This is a genomic window from Acinetobacter entericus (assembly GCF_026168575.1).
In the GTDB taxonomy this organism is placed as follows: Bacteria; Pseudomonadota; Gammaproteobacteria; order Pseudomonadales; family Moraxellaceae; genus Acinetobacter; species Acinetobacter bouvetii.
Genome location: NZ_JAPEQW010000011.1, coordinates 78,286 through 95,026, shown reverse-complemented (window position 1 = coordinate 95,026; position 16,741 = coordinate 78,286). Strand labels below are relative to the sequence as shown.

Annotated in this window: 18 protein-coding genes and 1 pseudogene; 9 read left to right on the top strand and 10 right to left on the bottom strand. The window is 46.7% G+C overall.

What is annotated here, in order from left to right:
* Positions 1-61: 61 nt before the first annotated feature.
* Both glyQ and glyS read left to right on the top strand, forming a co-directional pair.
* Entirely contained in the window at positions 62-1,036 is a 975-nt protein-coding gene (glyQ, locus tag OKC24_RS10455; protein WP_005007135.1) for a glycine--tRNA ligase subunit alpha, read from the top strand.
* Positions 1,036-3,105 carry a glycine--tRNA ligase subunit beta gene (glyS, locus tag OKC24_RS10450; protein ID WP_265465036.1) on the top strand — a complete coding sequence of 690 codons (2,070 nt, stop codon included), beginning with the start codon at positions 1,036-1,038 and terminating at the stop codon, positions 3,103-3,105. Before glyQ ends, glyS begins: the two co-directional genes overlap by 1 nt.
* A gap of 50 nt (positions 3,106-3,155) precedes the next feature.
* Here the strand turns inward: glyS and OKC24_RS10445 are convergent, their stop codons facing one another.
* Entirely contained in the window at positions 3,156-4,265 is a 1,110-nt protein-coding gene (locus OKC24_RS10445; protein WP_265465035.1) for a GTPase, read from the bottom strand.
* 184 nt (positions 4,266-4,449) lie between these two features.
* Between OKC24_RS10445 and OKC24_RS10440 the strand changes: the two genes are divergently transcribed.
* The 3 genes from OKC24_RS10440 (at position 4,450) to OKC24_RS10430 (ending at position 6,492) form a co-directional block, all read left to right on the top strand.
* A complete protein-coding gene (locus OKC24_RS10440) occupies positions 4,450-4,839 on the top strand; it encodes a hypothetical protein (RefSeq protein WP_131276222.1) in 390 nt (129 codons plus the stop codon).
* Between the two features lie 291 nt (positions 4,840-5,130).
* Entirely contained in the window at positions 5,131-5,664 is a 534-nt protein-coding gene (locus OKC24_RS10435) for a hypothetical protein (protein ID WP_265465034.1), read from the top strand.
* Positions 5,665-5,925: 261 nt separating this feature from the next.
* Positions 5,926-6,492, top strand: coding sequence for a hypothetical protein (locus tag OKC24_RS10430; RefSeq protein ID WP_265465033.1), 567 nt, complete (start codon positions 5,926-5,928; stop codon positions 6,490-6,492).
* A gap of 246 nt (positions 6,493-6,738) precedes the next feature.
* Here OKC24_RS10430 and OKC24_RS10425 read toward each other — a convergent pair whose 3' ends face one another.
* The 3 genes from OKC24_RS10425 to OKC24_RS10415 all read right to left on the bottom strand — a co-directional run bounded on the left by OKC24_RS10425 (position 6,739) and on the right by OKC24_RS10415 (position 9,434).
* Positions 6,739-7,692, bottom strand: a complete 954-nt coding sequence (locus tag OKC24_RS10425) for a 2-hydroxyacid dehydrogenase (RefSeq protein WP_265465032.1) — start codon at positions 7,690-7,692, stop codon at positions 6,739-6,741.
* A 159-nt stretch (positions 7,693-7,851) separates the two neighbouring features.
* Positions 7,852-8,043 carry a hypothetical protein gene (locus OKC24_RS10420; protein WP_130143794.1) on the bottom strand — a complete coding sequence of 64 codons (192 nt, stop codon included), beginning with the start codon at positions 8,041-8,043 and terminating at the stop codon, positions 7,852-7,854.
* 119 nt (positions 8,044-8,162) lie between these two features.
* Positions 8,163-9,434, bottom strand: a complete 1,272-nt coding sequence (locus OKC24_RS10415; RefSeq protein ID WP_265465045.1) for a hypothetical protein — start codon at positions 9,432-9,434, stop codon at positions 8,163-8,165.
* A gap of 119 nt (positions 9,435-9,553) precedes the next feature.
* On the opposite strand from OKC24_RS10415, the pseudogene OKC24_RS10410 reads away from it, so the two are divergent.
* Together OKC24_RS10410 and OKC24_RS10405 are read left to right on the top strand one after the other, a co-directional pair.
* Positions 9,554-10,336 (top strand): annotated as a pseudogene (locus OKC24_RS10410) (class I SAM-dependent methyltransferase).
* Between the two features lie 7 nt (positions 10,337-10,343).
* Complete coding sequence (locus OKC24_RS10405; RefSeq protein WP_130143797.1) at positions 10,344-10,925, top strand: hypothetical protein; 582 nt, start codon at positions 10,344-10,346, stop codon at positions 10,923-10,925.
* Positions 10,926-10,980: 55 nt separating this feature from the next.
* Here OKC24_RS10405 and OKC24_RS10400 read toward each other — a convergent pair whose 3' ends face one another.
* The 3 genes from OKC24_RS10400 to OKC24_RS10390 all read right to left on the bottom strand — a co-directional run bounded on the left by OKC24_RS10400 (position 10,981) and on the right by OKC24_RS10390 (position 13,323).
* On the bottom strand, positions 10,981-11,394 hold the full coding sequence (locus OKC24_RS10400; RefSeq protein WP_130143798.1) for a GFA family protein: 414 nt from the start codon (positions 11,392-11,394) through the stop codon (positions 10,981-10,983).
* 79 nt (positions 11,395-11,473) lie between these two features.
* On the bottom strand, positions 11,474-12,673 hold the full coding sequence (locus OKC24_RS10395) for a TIGR03862 family flavoprotein (protein ID WP_130143799.1): 1,200 nt from the start codon (positions 12,671-12,673) through the stop codon (positions 11,474-11,476).
* A 5-nt stretch (positions 12,674-12,678) separates the two neighbouring features.
* The gene (locus OKC24_RS10390; protein WP_171457684.1) at positions 12,679-13,323 is read right to left on the bottom strand and encodes a class I SAM-dependent methyltransferase; all 645 of its coding nucleotides are present in this window, start codon (positions 13,321-13,323) and stop codon (positions 12,679-12,681) included.
* Between the two features lie 84 nt (positions 13,324-13,407).
* Between OKC24_RS10390 and OKC24_RS10385 the strand changes: the two genes are divergently transcribed.
* Together OKC24_RS10385 and OKC24_RS10380 are read left to right on the top strand one after the other, a co-directional pair.
* Positions 13,408-13,581: a DNA gyrase inhibitor YacG gene (locus OKC24_RS10385; RefSeq protein WP_005007109.1), complete on the top strand. Its 174-nt coding sequence runs from the start codon at positions 13,408-13,410 to the stop codon at positions 13,579-13,581.
* Between the two features lie 134 nt (positions 13,582-13,715).
* Positions 13,716-13,901, top strand: a complete 186-nt coding sequence (locus tag OKC24_RS10380) for a hypothetical protein (protein WP_130143801.1) — start codon at positions 13,716-13,718, stop codon at positions 13,899-13,901.
* Positions 13,902-13,925: 24 nt separating this feature from the next.
* Here OKC24_RS10380 and OKC24_RS10375 read toward each other — a convergent pair whose 3' ends face one another.
* From OKC24_RS10375 to OKC24_RS10365, 3 genes are all read right to left on the bottom strand, one after another.
* On the bottom strand, positions 13,926-14,570 hold the full coding sequence (locus OKC24_RS10375) for an MBL fold metallo-hydrolase (protein ID WP_130143802.1): 645 nt from the start codon (positions 14,568-14,570) through the stop codon (positions 13,926-13,928).
* An 18-nt stretch (positions 14,571-14,588) separates the two neighbouring features.
* Positions 14,589-15,602 (bottom strand): ferrochelatase, encoded by a 1,014-nt coding sequence (gene hemH, locus OKC24_RS10370; RefSeq protein ID WP_130143803.1) that lies wholly within the window; start codon positions 15,600-15,602, stop codon positions 14,589-14,591.
* A gap of 64 nt (positions 15,603-15,666) precedes the next feature.
* Entirely contained in the window at positions 15,667-16,695 is a 1,029-nt protein-coding gene (locus OKC24_RS10365; RefSeq protein ID WP_130143804.1) for a DUF4062 domain-containing protein, read from the bottom strand.
* Positions 16,696-16,741: the final 46 nt, after the last annotated feature.

Sequence of the window (16,741 nt, the reverse complement as noted above, 5' to 3'; positions counted from 1 at the left end):
CACACACACCCAAAGCCCTTATAATTGAGCACAATTTTTCTCTAATTTTAAGTGGATGACCATGAGTCGCGCCATATCGCATATTGATACCTTCCAAGGCTTAATTCTTGCCTTACAAAACTATTGGGCTGAGCAAGGCTGTGTGATTCTGCAGCCTTACGACATGGAAATGGGCGCTGGTACATTCCACACTGCAACATTCCTGCGCGCTTTAGGCCCTGAAACTTGGAACGCCGCTTACGTGCAGCCTTCACGCCGCCCGAAAGACGGCCGTTATGGCGAAAACCCAAACCGTTTACAGCACTACTACCAATTCCAAGTGGTGCTTAAACCAAACCCAGACAACATCCAGCAGTTATACCTAGACTCTTTAAAAGCCATTGGTATTGACACCCTCACTCACGATATTCGCTTTGTCGAAGACAACTGGGAATCTCCAACACTTGGCGCTTGGGGCTTAGGCTGGGAAGTTTGGCTCAACGGTATGGAAGTGACTCAGTTCACTTACTTCCAGCAAGTCGGCGGTGTTGAGTGCTACCCAGTGACAGGCGAAATCACCTATGGTTTAGAACGTTTGGCCATGTACCTGCAAGGTGTAGACTCAGTTTACGATCTGGTTTGGACTAAAGGTCAGTTTGGTACAGTAACTTACGGCGATGTATTCCATCAAAACGAAGTTGAGCAATCTACTTACAACTTTGAATATGCCAACGTTGAAAAAATGTTTGAGCTGTTCGATTTCTATGAAGCTGAAGCAACCCGCCTGATGGAAGCAGAATTGCCGCTTCCTGCTTATGAGCAAGTAATTAAGGCTTCTCACAGCTTTAACTTGTTAGACGCGCGCGGCGCAATCTCTGTGACTGAACGTCAGCGCTACATTTTACGTGTGCGTACTTTGGCGCGCTCTATTGCGCAAAGCTATGTGGCTGCACGTGCCAAGCTGGGCTTCCCAATGGCAGAACCGCATTTGCGTGATGAAGTATTGGCTCAGTTAAAGGCACAAGTTGAAGAAGCAGCAAAAGAGGAGAATAAATAATGTCTAAACATACCGTTTTATTCGAACTCGGCTGTGAAGAATTACCGCCAAAAAGCTTGAAAAAATTACGTGATGCGCTGGAAGCAGAAACAGTAAAAGGCTTAAAAGATGCTGGCTTAGCATTTGATGCTATTGAAGCCTATGCAGCGCCGCGCCGTTTGGCACTCAAAATTGTCAATGTTGATGGCGCGCAAGCAGACACGCAAAAACGTTTTGACGGCCCTGCCAAACAAGCCGCTTTTGATGCAGAAGGCAACCCGACTAAAGCGCTTGAAGGCTTTATGCGCGGTCAAGGCATTACGGTTGATCAAGTATCAACCTTCCAAGCCGGCAAAGTTGAAAAAGTCTGCTATTTAAAAGATGTCAAAGGTCAAAGCCTTGACGTTTTATTGCCGCAAATTTTACAAACGGCTTTGGATAATCTCCCAATTGCAAAACGCATGCGTTCTGCGGCAAGCCGTACTGAATTCGTGCGTCCTGTGAAATGGGTGGTGTTGCTTAAAGATAATGAAGTTGTTGATGCAAGCATTCAGGATCATCAAGCAGGCAATGTGACCTATGGTCACCGTTTCCATGCGCCTGAAGCGATTGCTTTAGCCAACGCAGATGCATATTTAGATGCACTTCGTGCTGCGAAAGTTGTCGCGAATTTTGAAGAGCGTCAAGCAATCATCGACCAGCAAGTGAAAGCGCTTGCTGATGAAGTGAATGCAATTGCCATCGTTCCTGCTGATTTACGTGATGAAGTGACTGCATTGGTTGAATGGCCAGTTGCGCTTCGTGCAAGCTTTGAAGAGCGTTTCCTTGCTGTGCCGCAAGAAGCGTTAATTACCACCATGCAGGACAACCAAAAGTATTTCTGCTTAGTGAATAGCGACAATAAATTGCAGCCTTACTTCATTACCGTTTCAAATATTGAGTCGAAAGATCCAGCTCAAATTATTGAAGGTAATGAGAAAGTTGTCCGTCCACGTTTGTCGGATGCTGAATTCTTCTTCTTGCAAGACCAAAAGCAGCCGCTTGCGTCTCGTAAAGAGAAATTGGCGAACATGGTGTTCCAAGCAGAATTGGGTACGCTTTGGAACAAGTCTGAACGTATTGCAAAATTGGCTGCAGCGCTTGCGCCGATTACTGGCGCAAACCCAGCTGATGCTGAAAAAGCTGCCCTACTTGCAAAATGCGATTTAACCTCTGAACTTGTCGGTGAATTCCCAGAACTTCAAGGTATTGCTGGTACTTACTATGCACGCATTGAAGGCGAAAATGATGAAGTTGCAGAAGCTTTAGGCGAGCAATATCTTCCTAAATTCGCTGGCGACGTTTTACCTCAAACTAAAACAGGTACAACCATTGCCCTTGCCGACCGTTTAGATACCTTGACGGGTATTTTCGGTATCGGTCAAGCGCCTACAGGTTCGAAAGATCCGTTTGCACTGCGCCGTTCTGCGATTGGTATTTTGCGTTTAGTGACTGAAAACAATCTTGATGTTTCGATTGAAGAACTCATCAAATTGGCTTTGGCTGCATATGGCGATGTATTGAAAGACCACGAGAAGACTTTGGCGGATGCTGTTGCATTCCTTGAAGGCCGTTACCGTGCGAAATACGAAGACCAAGGCGTTGCGGTTGACGTGATTCAAGCGGTTCAAGCGCTTTCTCCAAAATCACCGCTTGATTTTGATAAGCGTGTAAATGCAGTAAATCACTTCCGTGACTTGCCTGAAGCTGCTGCGCTGGCTGCCGCCAATAAACGTGTTGCCAACATTCTTGCTAAAGAAGCTGCGCCTGAAGGTCAAGTGGTTGAAGCTGACTTAGTTGAAGATGCTGAAAAAGCATTGTTCGCTGAACTTGCAAAAGTGACTCCTGTGGTTGAGCCGTTATTTGCTGCAAAAGACTATACGGCTGCCCTTTCAGCCTTAGCTGCACTTCGCGCACCAGTAGATGCATTCTTTGAAGGCGTTATGGTGATGGCTGAAGATGCTGACCTGAAAGCGAACCGTTTACGTATGCTTGCGCAGCTTCGTGACTTGTTCACGAAAGTGGCTGATATTTCAGTGCTTCAACACTAAGCTCTGATTTATTAAAAAACCCGCTTCAGAGCGGGTTTTTTTATTCATGTTTACATTTGTGACTTAAATAAAATTTTAAACAATAATTGTGATAAAGCTGGAAAACTTTTTAAATCACTTATAGAAATTTCAGTTTTTCTAATCTCTTTAAAGATTTTTGAGAGCATTGATTTATCATCTAAATTTCCACCCGCTTCAAAAACAGCTATTACAGCCCCTAGCATAGCCAATGTAATCCCTCCTGCTACAACTCCAGCAGTTGCATTGATAATACCTGTTGGAATTAATGAAGCAGCCCAAACATATAATGTTGAGCCTAAAGACTCTGCTGCAAACGTAGGCAACAATGCTAAAGCCGATTTTTTAGATAAAATCTCACCAGTATAAATATATGCTAAAGATGCAATAGCTACTGCCTGAATACCTGTTATTATTGCTCCTCCGGCCGGTAATTGCGCGGCAGCAACTGCACTTAAAACAGCAGTAACGGCAATCCCTGCAACATATTTACGTTTATCTTTTAGAGTCTTAATAAAAAGGATATCTTTTTTATTCTCTTTTAAACATTCAATAACTTTATCTCGAACATCATCAATACCTTTAAGATTTAAAGGTAACTCTTCATTATAATCAGGATCATAGCCTTCAGTTACCGTAGGAAATATTTCCTTGACACCTAAGACCTGCTTCCATTGATCTATAACTTTCTCCTGTCCAACTTTACTTAATTTTTCAAACTCATCAAACTTATTTAATACCACTAAAGTATGCTTCGTGTGCTGTTTTAATAAATCAAAATTCTCTTTCTGTGATTCATCAGCAGATCCTGTCACAACAAAAATACCTATATCTATATTATTTAGGAATTCTTGTGTTACATCACTATTTTCTTTTTTTACATCATCTAATCCCGGACAATCAACTATAAATACATCATCATCAAAGGGTATATATTTGACGTTTGTTGTTACACCAGATACAGCTCCAACTGCACATACCTGATCAGATCGATCTCTTTGTAATAAAGCATTAATCAAAGAGCTTTTGCCGGCACTAACTTTACCAACAACGGCCATACAAACTTTTTTTGTAAAATCTGGAAACTCACTATTTAAAAAGTCGTCTAAATTTTTTTGAAAGTCTTGTTCGTTTTTTGTCATAATCCCCTCTAAATATTTCTAAATTGAAGATTAAGCATATTATACTCTTTGAAAAATAACTATTATTTATCAAAATATTAAAAATTATACCTTTGTAATGTTTAATCAATTAAATATTATCCCTAGCCAATATTTCACCAAATCCCTATACTCAAACCAACAACACTCAACAAGAAAGAACCATATGAAACTGAAAACGCTCATTTTGACAGGTCTTGCGGGTATCGCACTTACAGCATGTGCAACAGCGCCAAAAATTCCAACGCTGGACTTAGGGGTCCTGCAAGAAGTCAGCAATTTAGATGTCTATCCAAATACAACCAATAACAAAGCCAAACTCACCAAATTTGACGACAAATGCGTGATTGAATTTACTGGCAATCTGGAAGCCGGCAAAGTCATTGAACAGTGGTCATTCAGGGGCTTTACACTCATCAGCGGCGGTTCCGCAACTTTTGCCAAAGACGGCACCAGCACAGCCAACACTTTTGATCTGTACGCGCCAGACGTACAGAAAAACTTCCTTGCCCTGCGTCACAATTTCCATAAAGACGCTTTAGCGCAATGTGACTAATCCAGCGCTTTTCATCATCTGTTAAATGCATTTTTAACAGATGATGCGTTAAAGCCAGCAATCTATAAAATACAAAACTGAAGTTACAAAGAATAAAATTATTTTCACAGACTTAACTTTCATCACATTTTCTTACCTGTTTCCTACCTAAAACAGCTCAACGTATTTTCCGTGTAAGCCCTTGTGCAGCTTTAATCAAAAATCCGTTTTTTTCAAAAAAATATCTCTAAGATGATTTCCGATCCCATCCGCAAGGTGAATTTTTTTCACCAAACGAGGTATAAATTCAGAATGAATCTTTTTAAAACAACAGTGATGACTGCAGCGCTATGTGCAGCCTCGCCTCTCGTTCTCGCAAATACCGCACAGGCTGATGCAAATGCCCAAGTCAATCTACAAGCAAATGCAGATACAAGCGTGCTGAGCAGCTTAGGTCAAAACGTTAAAAGCGCTGTGAATAAAACCGGCGATGCCGTTCAAGAAGCTGCCTCTAAAACGGAGCAAGGCGTCAAACACGGCGCTGCAAAAACCCAAGCATTTACACAAGATCAATGGCAGGGCACTAAAGCCGCTGCTGCTGATAAAGCGCAGGCCTCCAGAGAAAAAACAGCTGAAATCAAGCAGTCCAGTGCTGAAACTAGCGCGAAGGCAAAACAGCCTCTGCATGAAAAGTCTGAAAAAACCAAAAAATTCTTATCGAAGAAAAACAATCCAGACCAAGCGCATAATACGGGCTTGAACGGCAATGTGCAGGCAGAGCTTAATACGCCAGCCGGCAAAGCGCATATTTCTTCAGAAACAGATGCCGAGATTGGCATTAAATAGCGCTGCATGATTCAGCGTTAAAAACGGTATTCTCCTCCAGAGATATCTAAAAGAAGGCCCATTTTGGTGGGTCTTTTTTATGCCGGACAGATCAATTCTGGATGCTTGACAGGACAGTACAGCTCATCCGATACCCTCATTTTAAAAGCTGTATGAATTTCGCAACCTATGCATGCAAGCTCAGCCCGCTTGCTTATAATGAGCAACAGAAATGGGCTTTACAGCCTCTAAGCTCAGCCAATCAATAGAGGTGCCTGCACCATGCAATATATTCAAACCGCTTTCATCAAAAATGCCATAAAAACTGTGTTCTGCACGGGCTTGGCTTTAGCGACAGCTTCTTCACTGTGGGCGCAAGAACCCGCACCAGTGGCCGCGCAAACACAGCAGCCGGCAGAAAAACCGGTGAAGCCTTATGGCGATAATCCGAATATTTTCCATGTCTGGGCCTATAAAACGCAGGAAGGCGTATTGAATACCGCGGCTAAAGTGGGCAATGCGGCTGAACGCGGCATCGGTAAAATTAAGCCGTCAGTCGATCAGGCGTGGGACAATACCAAAGACATTGCTGGCAATACCGTGCAAAAAGTCGATGAAGGCGCACAGAAAGCGACTCAAGGCGTAAATACTAAAATTCAGGAAACCAAAGCAGCGCTGGGCGGTAAGCCGAGCCAATCAGCACCGATCGAACGGCGTTCATTAAGCGAGCCGTCTACATCGCCAAGCAGCTACCATACCGCTCCTGCAGCACCTAGCGTCAATCAAGCTACATCGAATACAGTACCGGGCAGTTCGGGCACTGCTACTTATCCTGTGACGGATTTATAAGACGTTTATAAAATGAAAGATGCAAACTAATTGAGCATTGAAAGCCCACCCTCTAATGGGCTTTTGTTTGAAATCGCAATCCTCTGCAGAAAACGGATGCAGAGGATTGCTATAAAACCCGATACAGAAAACTGAATCGTGCTGTTTTATTCAGCGTTTAGTTTTCCACACAAATAAATAAATTATCCACAGCAGGTGAAATTTCAGCTGTATCAAGGCCTTTTCAGTGCAGTCTGCTTGCGATGCTTAATTCACTTTACGAATCACCAAACCCGCTTTAAACGCTTCGGTATTTTCAATCAGCTGCTGCACAATGCGCTGACGCGCATCAACACTGCCCCATGCGCTGTGCGGCGTTACAATTAAGTTTGGAATGCTGCTGTCCAGCAGCACATTGCCGTCTTTTGGCGGTTCAGCCGTCAGCACATCTGTAGCGGCCCCCGCAATCTGGCCTGCACGCAGCGCATCCGCCAGCGCCTGCTCATTCACCACACCGCCGCGCGCGCAGTTGATTACAAATGCGCTTGGCTTCATTTGCGCAAAGGCAGCGCTATCCAGCAAATCACGGGTATCTTCCGTTAAAGGGCAGTGCAGGCTTAAAAAGTCCACTTGCGGCAGCAGTTCTGCAAGAGGCACCCGCTCTGCAGCGGATGGGCGTTTCGGCAAAGATGCAATCATGATTTTCATGCCGAAAGCATGCGCCAGCTTCGCAACTTCCTTGCCCAGTTCCCCATAGCCCACCAGCCCCAGAGTTTTGCCTGAAAGTTCAATAATGGGAAAGTCCAGCAGGCAGAACTGGCTGGCTTTATTCCATTCGCCTTGTTGCACTGCGCGGTCATACTGGCGGAACGATGTGGCTAAGTTCAGCATCAGCATCAACGTGTGCTGCGCAACGGCGGATGTGCCATAGCCTTGGCAATTGCAGACAGTTATCCCCTGCTGTTTGGCTTGCTGTAAATCCACATTGTTGGTGCCGGTAGCGGAAATTAAAATCAGTTTCAGCTGCGGGCACTGCTGCAGGGTTTCTGCGTTCAGTACCACCTTATTGCTGATAACAGCTTCGGCCTGCTGTACGCGCTCCAGCACTTGTTCAGGCAGCGTGCCGGGATACAACACCAGCTCATCAAATACTGCATGCAAGCCGCTGAAATCCAAATCGTTTTTATCCAATGATTCAAAATCTAAATATACGGCTTTCATCTGTATGTCCTTCAGTCATTATGCATGCAGATTGCATGTGTTTAAGGCATTAAAGCTAAGTCCAGCAGGCATTTCAAGCCCATTCTGCAGCACATGAAAACGAAAAACCCGCAATGCTGCGGGTTTGCCATGCTGGCGGATCCATCCAGAAAATGATGTTCAGCGCTTGTCTAAATCGCTGCGCAATGAATTGCGGATTTGAATCACCACATATACAGCCAATGCGCCCACCACCATCAAGCCAAGACCGAAAACGGCGGTATGGGCGCTGAAACCCTGCGCAAAAGCGCTGCCCGGAAACATGACGGTCAAGATCAAATACCCTACAGCCCGCATCTGATGAGATTGCATACTGACGACCCCGCTCTACTGATCTTCAAGTTTAAAATCCATTGAATGCACGCAATGAAGCCGTGCTCACTTCAGATCTTAACTTGAATGCGGAATAAAGCAACGGGCTGTTTTTTAAACTAAGATTTTTCCAGCTGCGGCACAAATTTACCGGAATCATCCAATACGTCAGCAAAGTGCGCCGCACCCAGCTCATCAGTGCTTAAATTCAGATTTTTGTAGCTCAGCACATAGTAACCGGCATACTTCTTCATCATCAGCGGATGCATGCCTAAGGACAGCTCATCCCGCAGCAGCACCAGCTTCATCATTTGGCGGTCATTCATGACAATCATATAAGGCTGATCATTCCAGCTGATCTGCACCAAGGCATTGCCTTTGGCATAAATCGGAATCAGGAATTTATGATTCAGTGCAATCGCGCCCGCGGCATAGCTTTCTATTTTTTGGCTGATGACATTAAATACCAAGCCATGCCCATAGGCATCCTGCAGCAGGCTGCGTTTTTCCTGCGGCATGCTGACCTGTATGCCAAGTTTGGCCAAATCCTGCTGATCCACCTGCTTGTTGCTGAACAGTTCACGCAGCAAGGCCTGTTTCTGTTTGGCATCAAAAAACTGATCATCCAGCGCCAGCGCATTGCTCTTTAAAATATGCCCCAGCGCCGCGCGATGGCGCGGCAGCAGATTTTCAATCACCTTACGGTAATAGAATTTGCTGTTCTTTTTGACCTCGCGCATCTTTTTGTAGAAATAGCTGGCGTCAAAAGGGTGGCGCAAAAAGTCATGCACCAGCGCGGAGCTGGCCAAAACAGCAATCGCGTCATGATCGGTATAGGGCAAATGCAGATAATGCGCATGCGGAATCAGCGGCTTCAAATGCTCGATATGCACGCGGTCAGCGGCATAATACGGGTCAAAAATCACGATATATTCACGCGCTGGCGAAACATCCTCCGCCCGCACAAACATGCGCCCATTCAGTTCGGGCTGATAAAACATGTTGTAGCGCGTATCTTCCACATCTTCGGGGTTAATCGAATATTGCGGCACCATCGCGACGACACGCTGCACATCCAGCAGATTGGAATACTTAATGGCGGCATAGCCGCCCATCGAGCCGCCATAGGCAATCCGGGCTTTAAACGGCGCAATCACCGGCTGAATGCTGTCCATCATGGCTAAAATAGAGCTTTCGGGAAACCATGATTTTTGCTTCGGCATAATGCCGATCACATTAAAATCGAATTTGTGCAGTGATTTTTCAGCATTCACGCTCAGACCTTTGGCCCGCGTAATTAAATCGCCAAAGGAAAAAATCAATTCTGCCGATGAACCTTTGAGGAAAATGACCCGGATCTGTTCATCTTCAAAAATAATCTGTTTATCCATCATCACACCGTTATCAAGTCCTTTTGCTTCATTCATCGAATATTCAACACACAGTCAAATTTGCAGTTCATAGGAATATGCTATTTTATAATGGAGTCAGGGATTAAAAATTGCAGAATATGACACAATCACTACATCCTGCCGCAGAAAAAGGCTTTGGCGCAGCTGCGGCGCTGTATCAGCAAGTGCGCCCCGGTTATCCGGCCGAAATCAGCTCTTGGCTGAAATCGCATCTCAAGCTCAGCGGCCAAGATGCATTATTGGATCTGGGATCGGGCACCGGCAAGTTCTTGCCTTATTAAAAATCCATCAGCTCAAGGATTACTGCGGTCGACCCAGTTGCCGCCATGCTGCTGCAGCTGCGCCAAGCGCATCCTGATATCAATACTGTACAGGCTTTCAGCAGTGAAATTCCAGTGCCGGATCAGTCCATCCGCGCGGTCTTTTGCGCGCAATCCTTTCATTGGTTTGCCAACCAAGCCACGCTGGCTGAAATTGAGCGCATTTTACAGCCGGACGGCGCTCTGGTGCTGATTTGGAATCAGCGCGATATTAACACGGATTGGGTAAAAGCCTTAGCTGAGATTCTACTGCCGCTGGAAGGCGGCACGCCGCGCTACCACAGCGGCCTGTGGCAAAAAGCCTTTGAACAGCAGCCATGGTTTAAGCTGGATCAAGAAACCGCCTTCCGCCAGCTGCACCGCGGCACGGTTGAACAGGTCGTTTCTAAACGCCTCTTGTCCACCAGTTTTATCGCGGCCATGCCTGAAGCGCAGCAGCAGGCGCTGAAACTGCAATTTGAACAAACTGTATTTGAATTGACCGGCAAACAGGCGCAAGATGAAATTGAGTTTCCCTATACCACCCATGTCTATGTCTTTAAAAAAACTGCAGGAAAATAGGTGCCTTATGCCACATGCATTTAAAGTTTTAGGCGTGCCGCTGCTGATCAGCGCCGCGCTGCTGGCCGCAGGCTGTGACCGCAGCAAAGAGGCGGAAAAGCCGTCCGCAGATCTGTCACAAGATGATCAGATTATGCGTGAACTGGCTTCAGAACCGGTTAAGCCTTTTGCCAAGACCGTCAATGATGTGCATGACATTCAGGCCCTGACTGATTTTGATGCGCGCTTTACCGCAGTCAGCGATGAAATGGAAGATGAGCTGATGCGCATGAAGGAAGACGGTTCTCTAACGCCAGAATTCGCCTTAAGCCGCAAGCAGGACAATATCAACTCTGCGCTGACCATGCTCAGAGCCTTGGATTTAAAAACGGAGCAAGGCCGCTATATTCAGGGCCTGATGTATCAGTACTGGGACAATCAGGGCAAACTGCTGCGGCAGCCGCCTGCGGATCAAAGCGGCAAGGCCGCCGGCAATAAGCAGCCCAGTGAAAATGTGAAGGGCTTAGGCCAGTTTATCCATGCGCAGGAACAGCTGGAACATTGGCAGCAGCAATACCCTGCCATTCCATCACCGGCAGAAAAGCAGTAAGCCCCTCAAAATAAAAAAGGGTTCATAGGAACCCTTTTTAACAGCAGCCGCTTTTTTAAGCTGAAGGCCGTTCTGCATACTGCGGCAAATGATCGCAGATATCATCCCATTCCGCTTTGGACGCTGCAAAAATGTGCATGGCAGGCTTCTGCGCCAAGGGCGTATCTAAAGTGCCAATGCGCAAGCGGTAGAAATCCGGAGTCTCCGCTTTAATGCTGATGATCGGCGAACCGCAGGCGCTGCAAAAGCAGCGCTGCGTGGTTTCAGTCGACTGAAATTTTTTGAACAGGTGTTCGCCTTGAACAAGCTTGAAATCGGCTTTGCGGATTGGCGCATTCACGGCATAAGCGGCGCCATTGGCTTTGCGGCAGCGCTGACAGTGGCACTGCACAATTTCGCCAATTTCACCGTGAATTTCATATTGAATGCCGCCGCATAAGCAGCTGCCTGTATAGAAGTTCTCTTGCATCACTCACTGCTTCCCGTCAGATCTTTGCTGAACAAATTAACACAGTCCTGCAAGTTTCCATACTGCTGAACATGCTGCTTTACTGCGCACTCAAAAATTGATGCACGCCTTCACCGGCGGCCCGCCCAGTCGCAAAGCATGCAGTCAGCAAATAGCCGCCGGTCGGCGCATCCCAATCCAGCATTTCACCTGCGCAAAATACCGCGGGATTAGATTTCAGCTGCAGCTGTTCGGACAGCATTTCGCGTTTAATGCCGCCGGCGCAGCTGATGGCTTCTTGAATTGGGCGGAAACCGCTCAGGGCAATCTTTAAAGATTTAATCTGCCCAGCTAAGGCCTCGGGCTGTGTCCATAATGCCTTATCCACCAGTTCACGCACCAAATTGGCTTTAGCGCTGTCTAAGCCAGCTTTGCGCCAGACATTGCTCAATGACTGTTTTTTGCTGGGCTGCAGTTTCGCTGCCAGCTGTTCAGCACTTTGATCAGGCAGCAAATCCAGCTGCAAAACCATCGGTTTCTGCTGTTTGGCTAAATTGCGCAGCTCACGCCCTTGTTTATAAATCAGTCCGCTTTCTAAGCCATAATGTGAAATGACAATATCGCCTGTTGATTTCGCACTCTCCCCCGCCCACGCTTCTACGCGCTTTAAAGGCTGACCGAATACGGGCTGCATAAATGCTGACCAAGGCACTTCTACACCGGCATTGCTGGCTTGAAAGGGTTCAATGTCTTCGGCCTTCAGCCATGCCTGCCATGCGCCGTCACTGCCCAGCTGAGGCCAAGACACTGCGCCGCAGGCCAAGACGACAGCGTCAAATGCTTCGGTACGCACTGCCTCCTGCAACAAATCTTTAAACTGCACGGCCTGCGGCTGTACATGCAAAACTTGATGGCGGTAATGAAATTTTACGCCCTCTTCCACCAAGCGTTTCAGCCAAGCGCGCAAAAGCGGCGCGGCTTTCATTTCAATGGGAAAAATACGGCCGGATGAACCAATATAGGAGTCAATGCCTAGACCCTTCATCCAGTTTTGAATCCAGCCTGCATCCCACTGTTTAACCCACGGCGCCAGCCAATCCGCCTGATCGTAACGCTGAATAAACTGCGCTGCCGGTTCTGCATGCGAAATATTCAGCCCAGTTTTGCCCGCCATTAAAAATTTGCGGGCAGCGGTCGGCTTTTGCTCATAGACATGCACATCATAGTCATACTGGCTCAGCACCTCAGCCGCCATCAGCCCTGCCGGCCCTGCGCCAATAATCGCGATGCGTTTGCTCATGCTGCTTATTCCGCCGCCGCTGCAGTTTGCCCCTGCAAAGGCTGAAAATCATCAAAACGTGTTGTACAGCCTTCCGGCTTGGTAATGATCAGCTGCTGGCACAATTCACCGCGCTCTAAATACTTAATTTCAAAATGCGTTCGCGCTGAATCTGCGGGAATGACTTCTTTAACAAAAGGCAATTTCCAGACCTCAATCAGCTGCTGCTGCGCTTCTTCAATATAATCCGGAATATTGCTGGCAAGCGTGATCTGACCACCCGTTTTTAAACGCGACAGTAAAAATTCAAAAAACGGCATATTCAGCCAGCGCTGCGCAGGGTTATGCGGTTCCGGATTCGGGTACAGAATAAAAAACTGTTCCACTTGTGCTGGAAATAAAGCATGCACGACCCATGGCAAAGCATCGGCATGGATTGGCTGTAAATTCTTTTGACCTTCTAAGCCATGCTGTTTTTGCATCGATAGAAATTTTTCGCGGGTGCGTTCCACCGCGATCAGCTGTTTTTCTGGATTTTGGCCGCTGAACAGCAAAGCGTGCTTGCCTTTGCCTGCGCCGATTTCGACACAAACCGGCTGATTGGCAATCGCTTGAAAATCACGGGGAGCATGCATGCGCTGCGCTTGAAATTGACGAATCGGCATAATCAGATCAAACTAATGAAAACGGCATAAGTCTAACAATTGTGACTGTATTTGCCTAATCGAATCCTCTATTTTTGCTGGAGTCTTGCCATGCCGACCCTTCTAAACTGCCCGCGATGCGCTGAGCTGACCACTTGGGAAGACAACGAATACCGCCCTTTTTGTTCGGAACGCTGCAAAATGATTGATTTAGGCGCATGGGCCAATGAAGACTATAAATTGCCAACACAAGATGCCCCTCAAGCGGAAGGCTCAGAAGAATAATTAAATTTTAGGCCGCTTTAGGGCTTGTTTTTAAAAAAATTAAGAATAATGTCATCTCTACAGCATATAAAAGCTACGCTGTAGAGATAAATAATAAAAATTGACCACAAAAGTGCTTTAGGGGAGTCTCAAGCATGAAAATAAAACTGCTTTACGCCATATTAGGCATATTCACTTTATTCAGTATCGGCTGTTTGTTATTGGGGTTTTACAAGGCTGATCTTATTTTTATTGCTGCCGGCGTGCTCTTAAGCTCTGCTTCAGGCTTACTTTTTTTGGAAATGAAAAAGATATTATCCAACCCATTTGAAAAAGGCTGAAGCATCTGCTCCAGCCTTTGTCTTTTAACCCGCTTTACCTGCAACAAAAGGATTATGCTGTTTTTCAAACCCAATGGTGCTGATGGGGCCATGGCCTGAAATAAACTGCGTTTCATCCGGCAGGCTAAAGCATTCACGCTGAATCGAGTCCAGCAGCTGCTGATGATTGCCGCGCGGGAAATCGGTACGGCCAATTGAACCTTTGAACAGCACATCTCCTGTCCAAAGCAGGCCATAATTTGGGTTATAGAACATCACATGGCCTGGCGTATGGCCCGGTGCAAAACGCACCTCAAACTCTTCCTCCCCCAGCTTGAGCACTTCACCGCCCTCCAGCCACGTCGTCACCTCGACTTTTTCGGGAATCGGAAAACCGTAGCGCGCAGAGACCTCCTGAATCATATCCAGCCAAAAAGCATCGTCTTTATGCGGGCCGAGTACTGGCACATTCCAGACTTTTTTCAAGGCGCCTACGGCACCTGCATGATCCAAATGACCATGGGTCAGCCACATCGCCTTCACCTTTAAGCCTAGCGCTTCCACTTCCGCCAGCAGCTTTTCAGGCTCACCGCCAGCATCAATCAAAACCGCTTCTTTGCTTTCAGAATCCCAGACAATGGAACAATTTTGCTGGAATGCCGTGACCGGCACAATTTTGACTTGCAGCATTTGGCTAAACCTCAAATATCAGTGGGCTAATGTGTGCTTTAAGGCGTCAAGATTAGCTTGAAGCAAAGCATTGAGCAATTGCAAATGATCTGCGCGGGCATTTAAAGCTGGAATATAGCTGTAGCTGCCGCCGCCAGCTTCTGCAAACAGCGCGGCATTTTCAACTGCCAGCTCTTCCAGCGTTTCCAAACAGTCTGCTGAAAATGCAGGGCTCATCACCTGTACAGAGTTTACGCCTTGGCTCGCCCACTCATGCAGCAAAGCATCGGTATAAGGCTTGACCCATTCCTGCTTGCCAAAACGCGACTGGAAACTGATGGCCCATTGATCTGCCTTCAAACCCAAGGCCTCTGCCAACAGCTGCGCTGTAACACGGCAGCGGTCAGCATAAGGGTCGCCTTTGTCAGCATACGGCTGAGGGATGCCATGAAATGACATCAGCAATTTTTCCGGCTGGCCGTGCATAGCCTGATATTCACGCACGCTCTGCGCCAGTGACTGAATAAATAGCGGATGCTGATAGTAATCCCGAATAATCGACAGGCCGGGCAGGCTGCGCTGCTGCGGAATCCACTTTGCCAAAGCATCATACAGCGGTGCGGTAGATGTCGCGGAATACTGCGGAAACAAAGGCAATAAAATCAAATGATCCTGATGCTGTTTTGACAGCTGCTGCAGCAATGCATCAATGCCGGGATTGCCATAAGTCATGGCAGGAACAATATTCAATTCAAATTCAGGATACAGCGGAAGCAGATGCGCTTTTACCGCCTGCACTTGCTGCAGTAAAATTTCACGCATCGGCGAATCAAGATTCCACACGGTTTTATAGGCATGCGCTACACGCTTAGGACGGAACGGCAAAATAAACAGCCGCAATATCAGCTGCCAAAGCGGTTTCGGAATTTCGATCACACGCTGATCGGATAAAAACTGCTTCAAAAATTGGCGCACTGCAGGAACTGCTGGCGAATCCGGAGTACCCAGATTTGCCAAAATAATTGTGATTTTCGCTTTCGCTGCAGCAGACATCAAACCATTCCAATCTAAATGAACACGACTACTCTATCAGCTTTCTAAAAACTTCATAAATGGATTAATACTGAGTTTTAAATTGAAAAACCCGATCATTATCCAATAAATTGCTTTCCATCAGCTTTTGCGCTTTTGGCGTCACCTGCCACAGCATGCGCTGGCGGTCATCACGTCCAGACTGAATAATCCATTCGTTTTGACGCATCTGCATTTTAATACTGTGCAATGCGCGGATATTGACTTGCGCGCGGGCAACTGCATGCGCGCGCGGCATCTCCATGCGGGCATCCTGCAGGCCTGTTTCATTTAAATATTCATTCATCCGCTTGGAAAAAAACTCTTCCGGCGTCGGATGAACAAACGTTGAGCCCAATACAGACAGCAGCTGCGCCCAAGTCATTTTTTTCTGAATTTTCAGCTCTTTGAAGTTGCCGTCCTGATAAGCATGCATGCGGTATTCAAACGAAAAAAACTCATGCATCGATACTTTAGGCAAACTCAAGAAAGGATCAACTTCGCGCTTGCCTGACTCAGTTTCCAGCTGCTCCAGCTTATTTTTCAACTGGTCAATTTCGTCCTGCAGGACTTGCGTATTCTGCGGACGCACCCATCCCAACACGGGGTAGCGCTCCAGCATTTGCGGCAGATTAAAACGCACTGCCATTTCTAAATCACGCAAGCTTCGATAGGTAAATACCTGATCTACCTCATTTTGCAGCAATTTACGGAACTCTTGGAACTTATCGCGCAATTCAGGCTTATCATCATGCAGAGCAGCTTCCCGGGCTGCAGGCTCATCATGCATAAACACAATAATCGGTTTTTGCTTGGTCACTGCATAAATATATTCTAAATGCATATAGCCCACGCCGGAAACAGACTGTTCGCCGTAGGCGCTGCCCAACAGCACCGCAACATAATCGCAATCATCAATTTGACGCCGCGCAAATGCAGTGCTTAGCGGTGTACGCTGCTCTAACCCCCAGGAAAAGAACCCCATTCCCACCAATGTTTGAGCTAAAACCATCCGTTCTGGCTGCATTTCAGCGCCAGAAGTTGAAATAAAAACCTGATAACGCTTATCGAGCATTGGTTATCCTCATTCCAATTGCATACCGCAGTGCGAAGCAGTTAAT

Excerpts from the sequence above, each read along its gene's own strand:
- glyQ (WP_005007135.1), top strand. The coding sequence starts at position 62 with ATGAGTCGCGCCATATCGCATATTGATACCTTCCAAGGCTTAATTCTT.
- OKC24_RS10420 (WP_130143794.1), bottom strand. The coding sequence starts at position 8,043 with ATGCAATCTCATCAGATGCGGGCTGTAGGGTATTTGATCTTGACCGTC.
- OKC24_RS10435 (WP_265465034.1), top strand. The coding sequence starts at position 5,131 with ATGAATCTTTTTAAAACAACAGTGATGACTGCAGCGCTATGTGCAGCC.
- OKC24_RS10440 (WP_131276222.1), top strand. The coding sequence starts at position 4,450 with ATGAAACTGAAAACGCTCATTTTGACAGGTCTTGCGGGTATCGCACTT.
- OKC24_RS10400 (WP_130143798.1), bottom strand. The coding sequence starts at position 11,394 with ATGCAAGAGAACTTCTATACAGGCAGCTGCTTATGCGGCGGCATTCAA.
- OKC24_RS10415 (WP_265465045.1), bottom strand. The coding sequence starts at position 9,434 with ATGGATAAACAGATTATTTTTGAAGATGAACAGATCCGGGTCATTTTC.
- OKC24_RS10385 (WP_005007109.1), top strand. The coding sequence starts at position 13,408 with ATGCCGACCCTTCTAAACTGCCCGCGATGCGCTGAGCTGACCACTTGG.
- OKC24_RS10445 (WP_265465035.1), bottom strand. The coding sequence starts at position 4,265 with ATGACAAAAAACGAACAAGACTTTCAAAAAAATTTAGACGACTTTTTA.
- OKC24_RS10380 (WP_130143801.1), top strand. The coding sequence starts at position 13,716 with ATGAAAATAAAACTGCTTTACGCCATATTAGGCATATTCACTTTATTC.
- OKC24_RS10365 (WP_130143804.1), bottom strand. The coding sequence starts at position 16,695 with ATGCTCGATAAGCGTTATCAGGTTTTTATTTCAACTTCTGGCGCTGAA.
- OKC24_RS10395 (WP_130143799.1), bottom strand. The coding sequence starts at position 12,673 with ATGAGCAAACGCATCGCGATTATTGGCGCAGGGCCGGCAGGGCTGATG.
- OKC24_RS10425 (WP_265465032.1), bottom strand. The coding sequence starts at position 7,692 with ATGAAAGCCGTATATTTAGATTTTGAATCATTGGATAAAAACGATTTG.
- OKC24_RS10375 (WP_130143802.1), bottom strand. The coding sequence starts at position 14,570 with ATGCTGCAAGTCAAAATTGTGCCGGTCACGGCATTCCAGCAAAATTGT.
- OKC24_RS10430 (WP_265465033.1), top strand. The coding sequence starts at position 5,926 with ATGCAATATATTCAAACCGCTTTCATCAAAAATGCCATAAAAACTGTG.
- glyS (WP_265465036.1), top strand. The coding sequence starts at position 1,036 with ATGTCTAAACATACCGTTTTATTCGAACTCGGCTGTGAAGAATTACCG.
- OKC24_RS10405 (WP_130143797.1), top strand. The coding sequence starts at position 10,344 with ATGCCACATGCATTTAAAGTTTTAGGCGTGCCGCTGCTGATCAGCGCC.
- hemH (WP_130143803.1), bottom strand. The coding sequence starts at position 15,602 with ATGTCTGCTGCAGCGAAAGCGAAAATCACAATTATTTTGGCAAATCTG.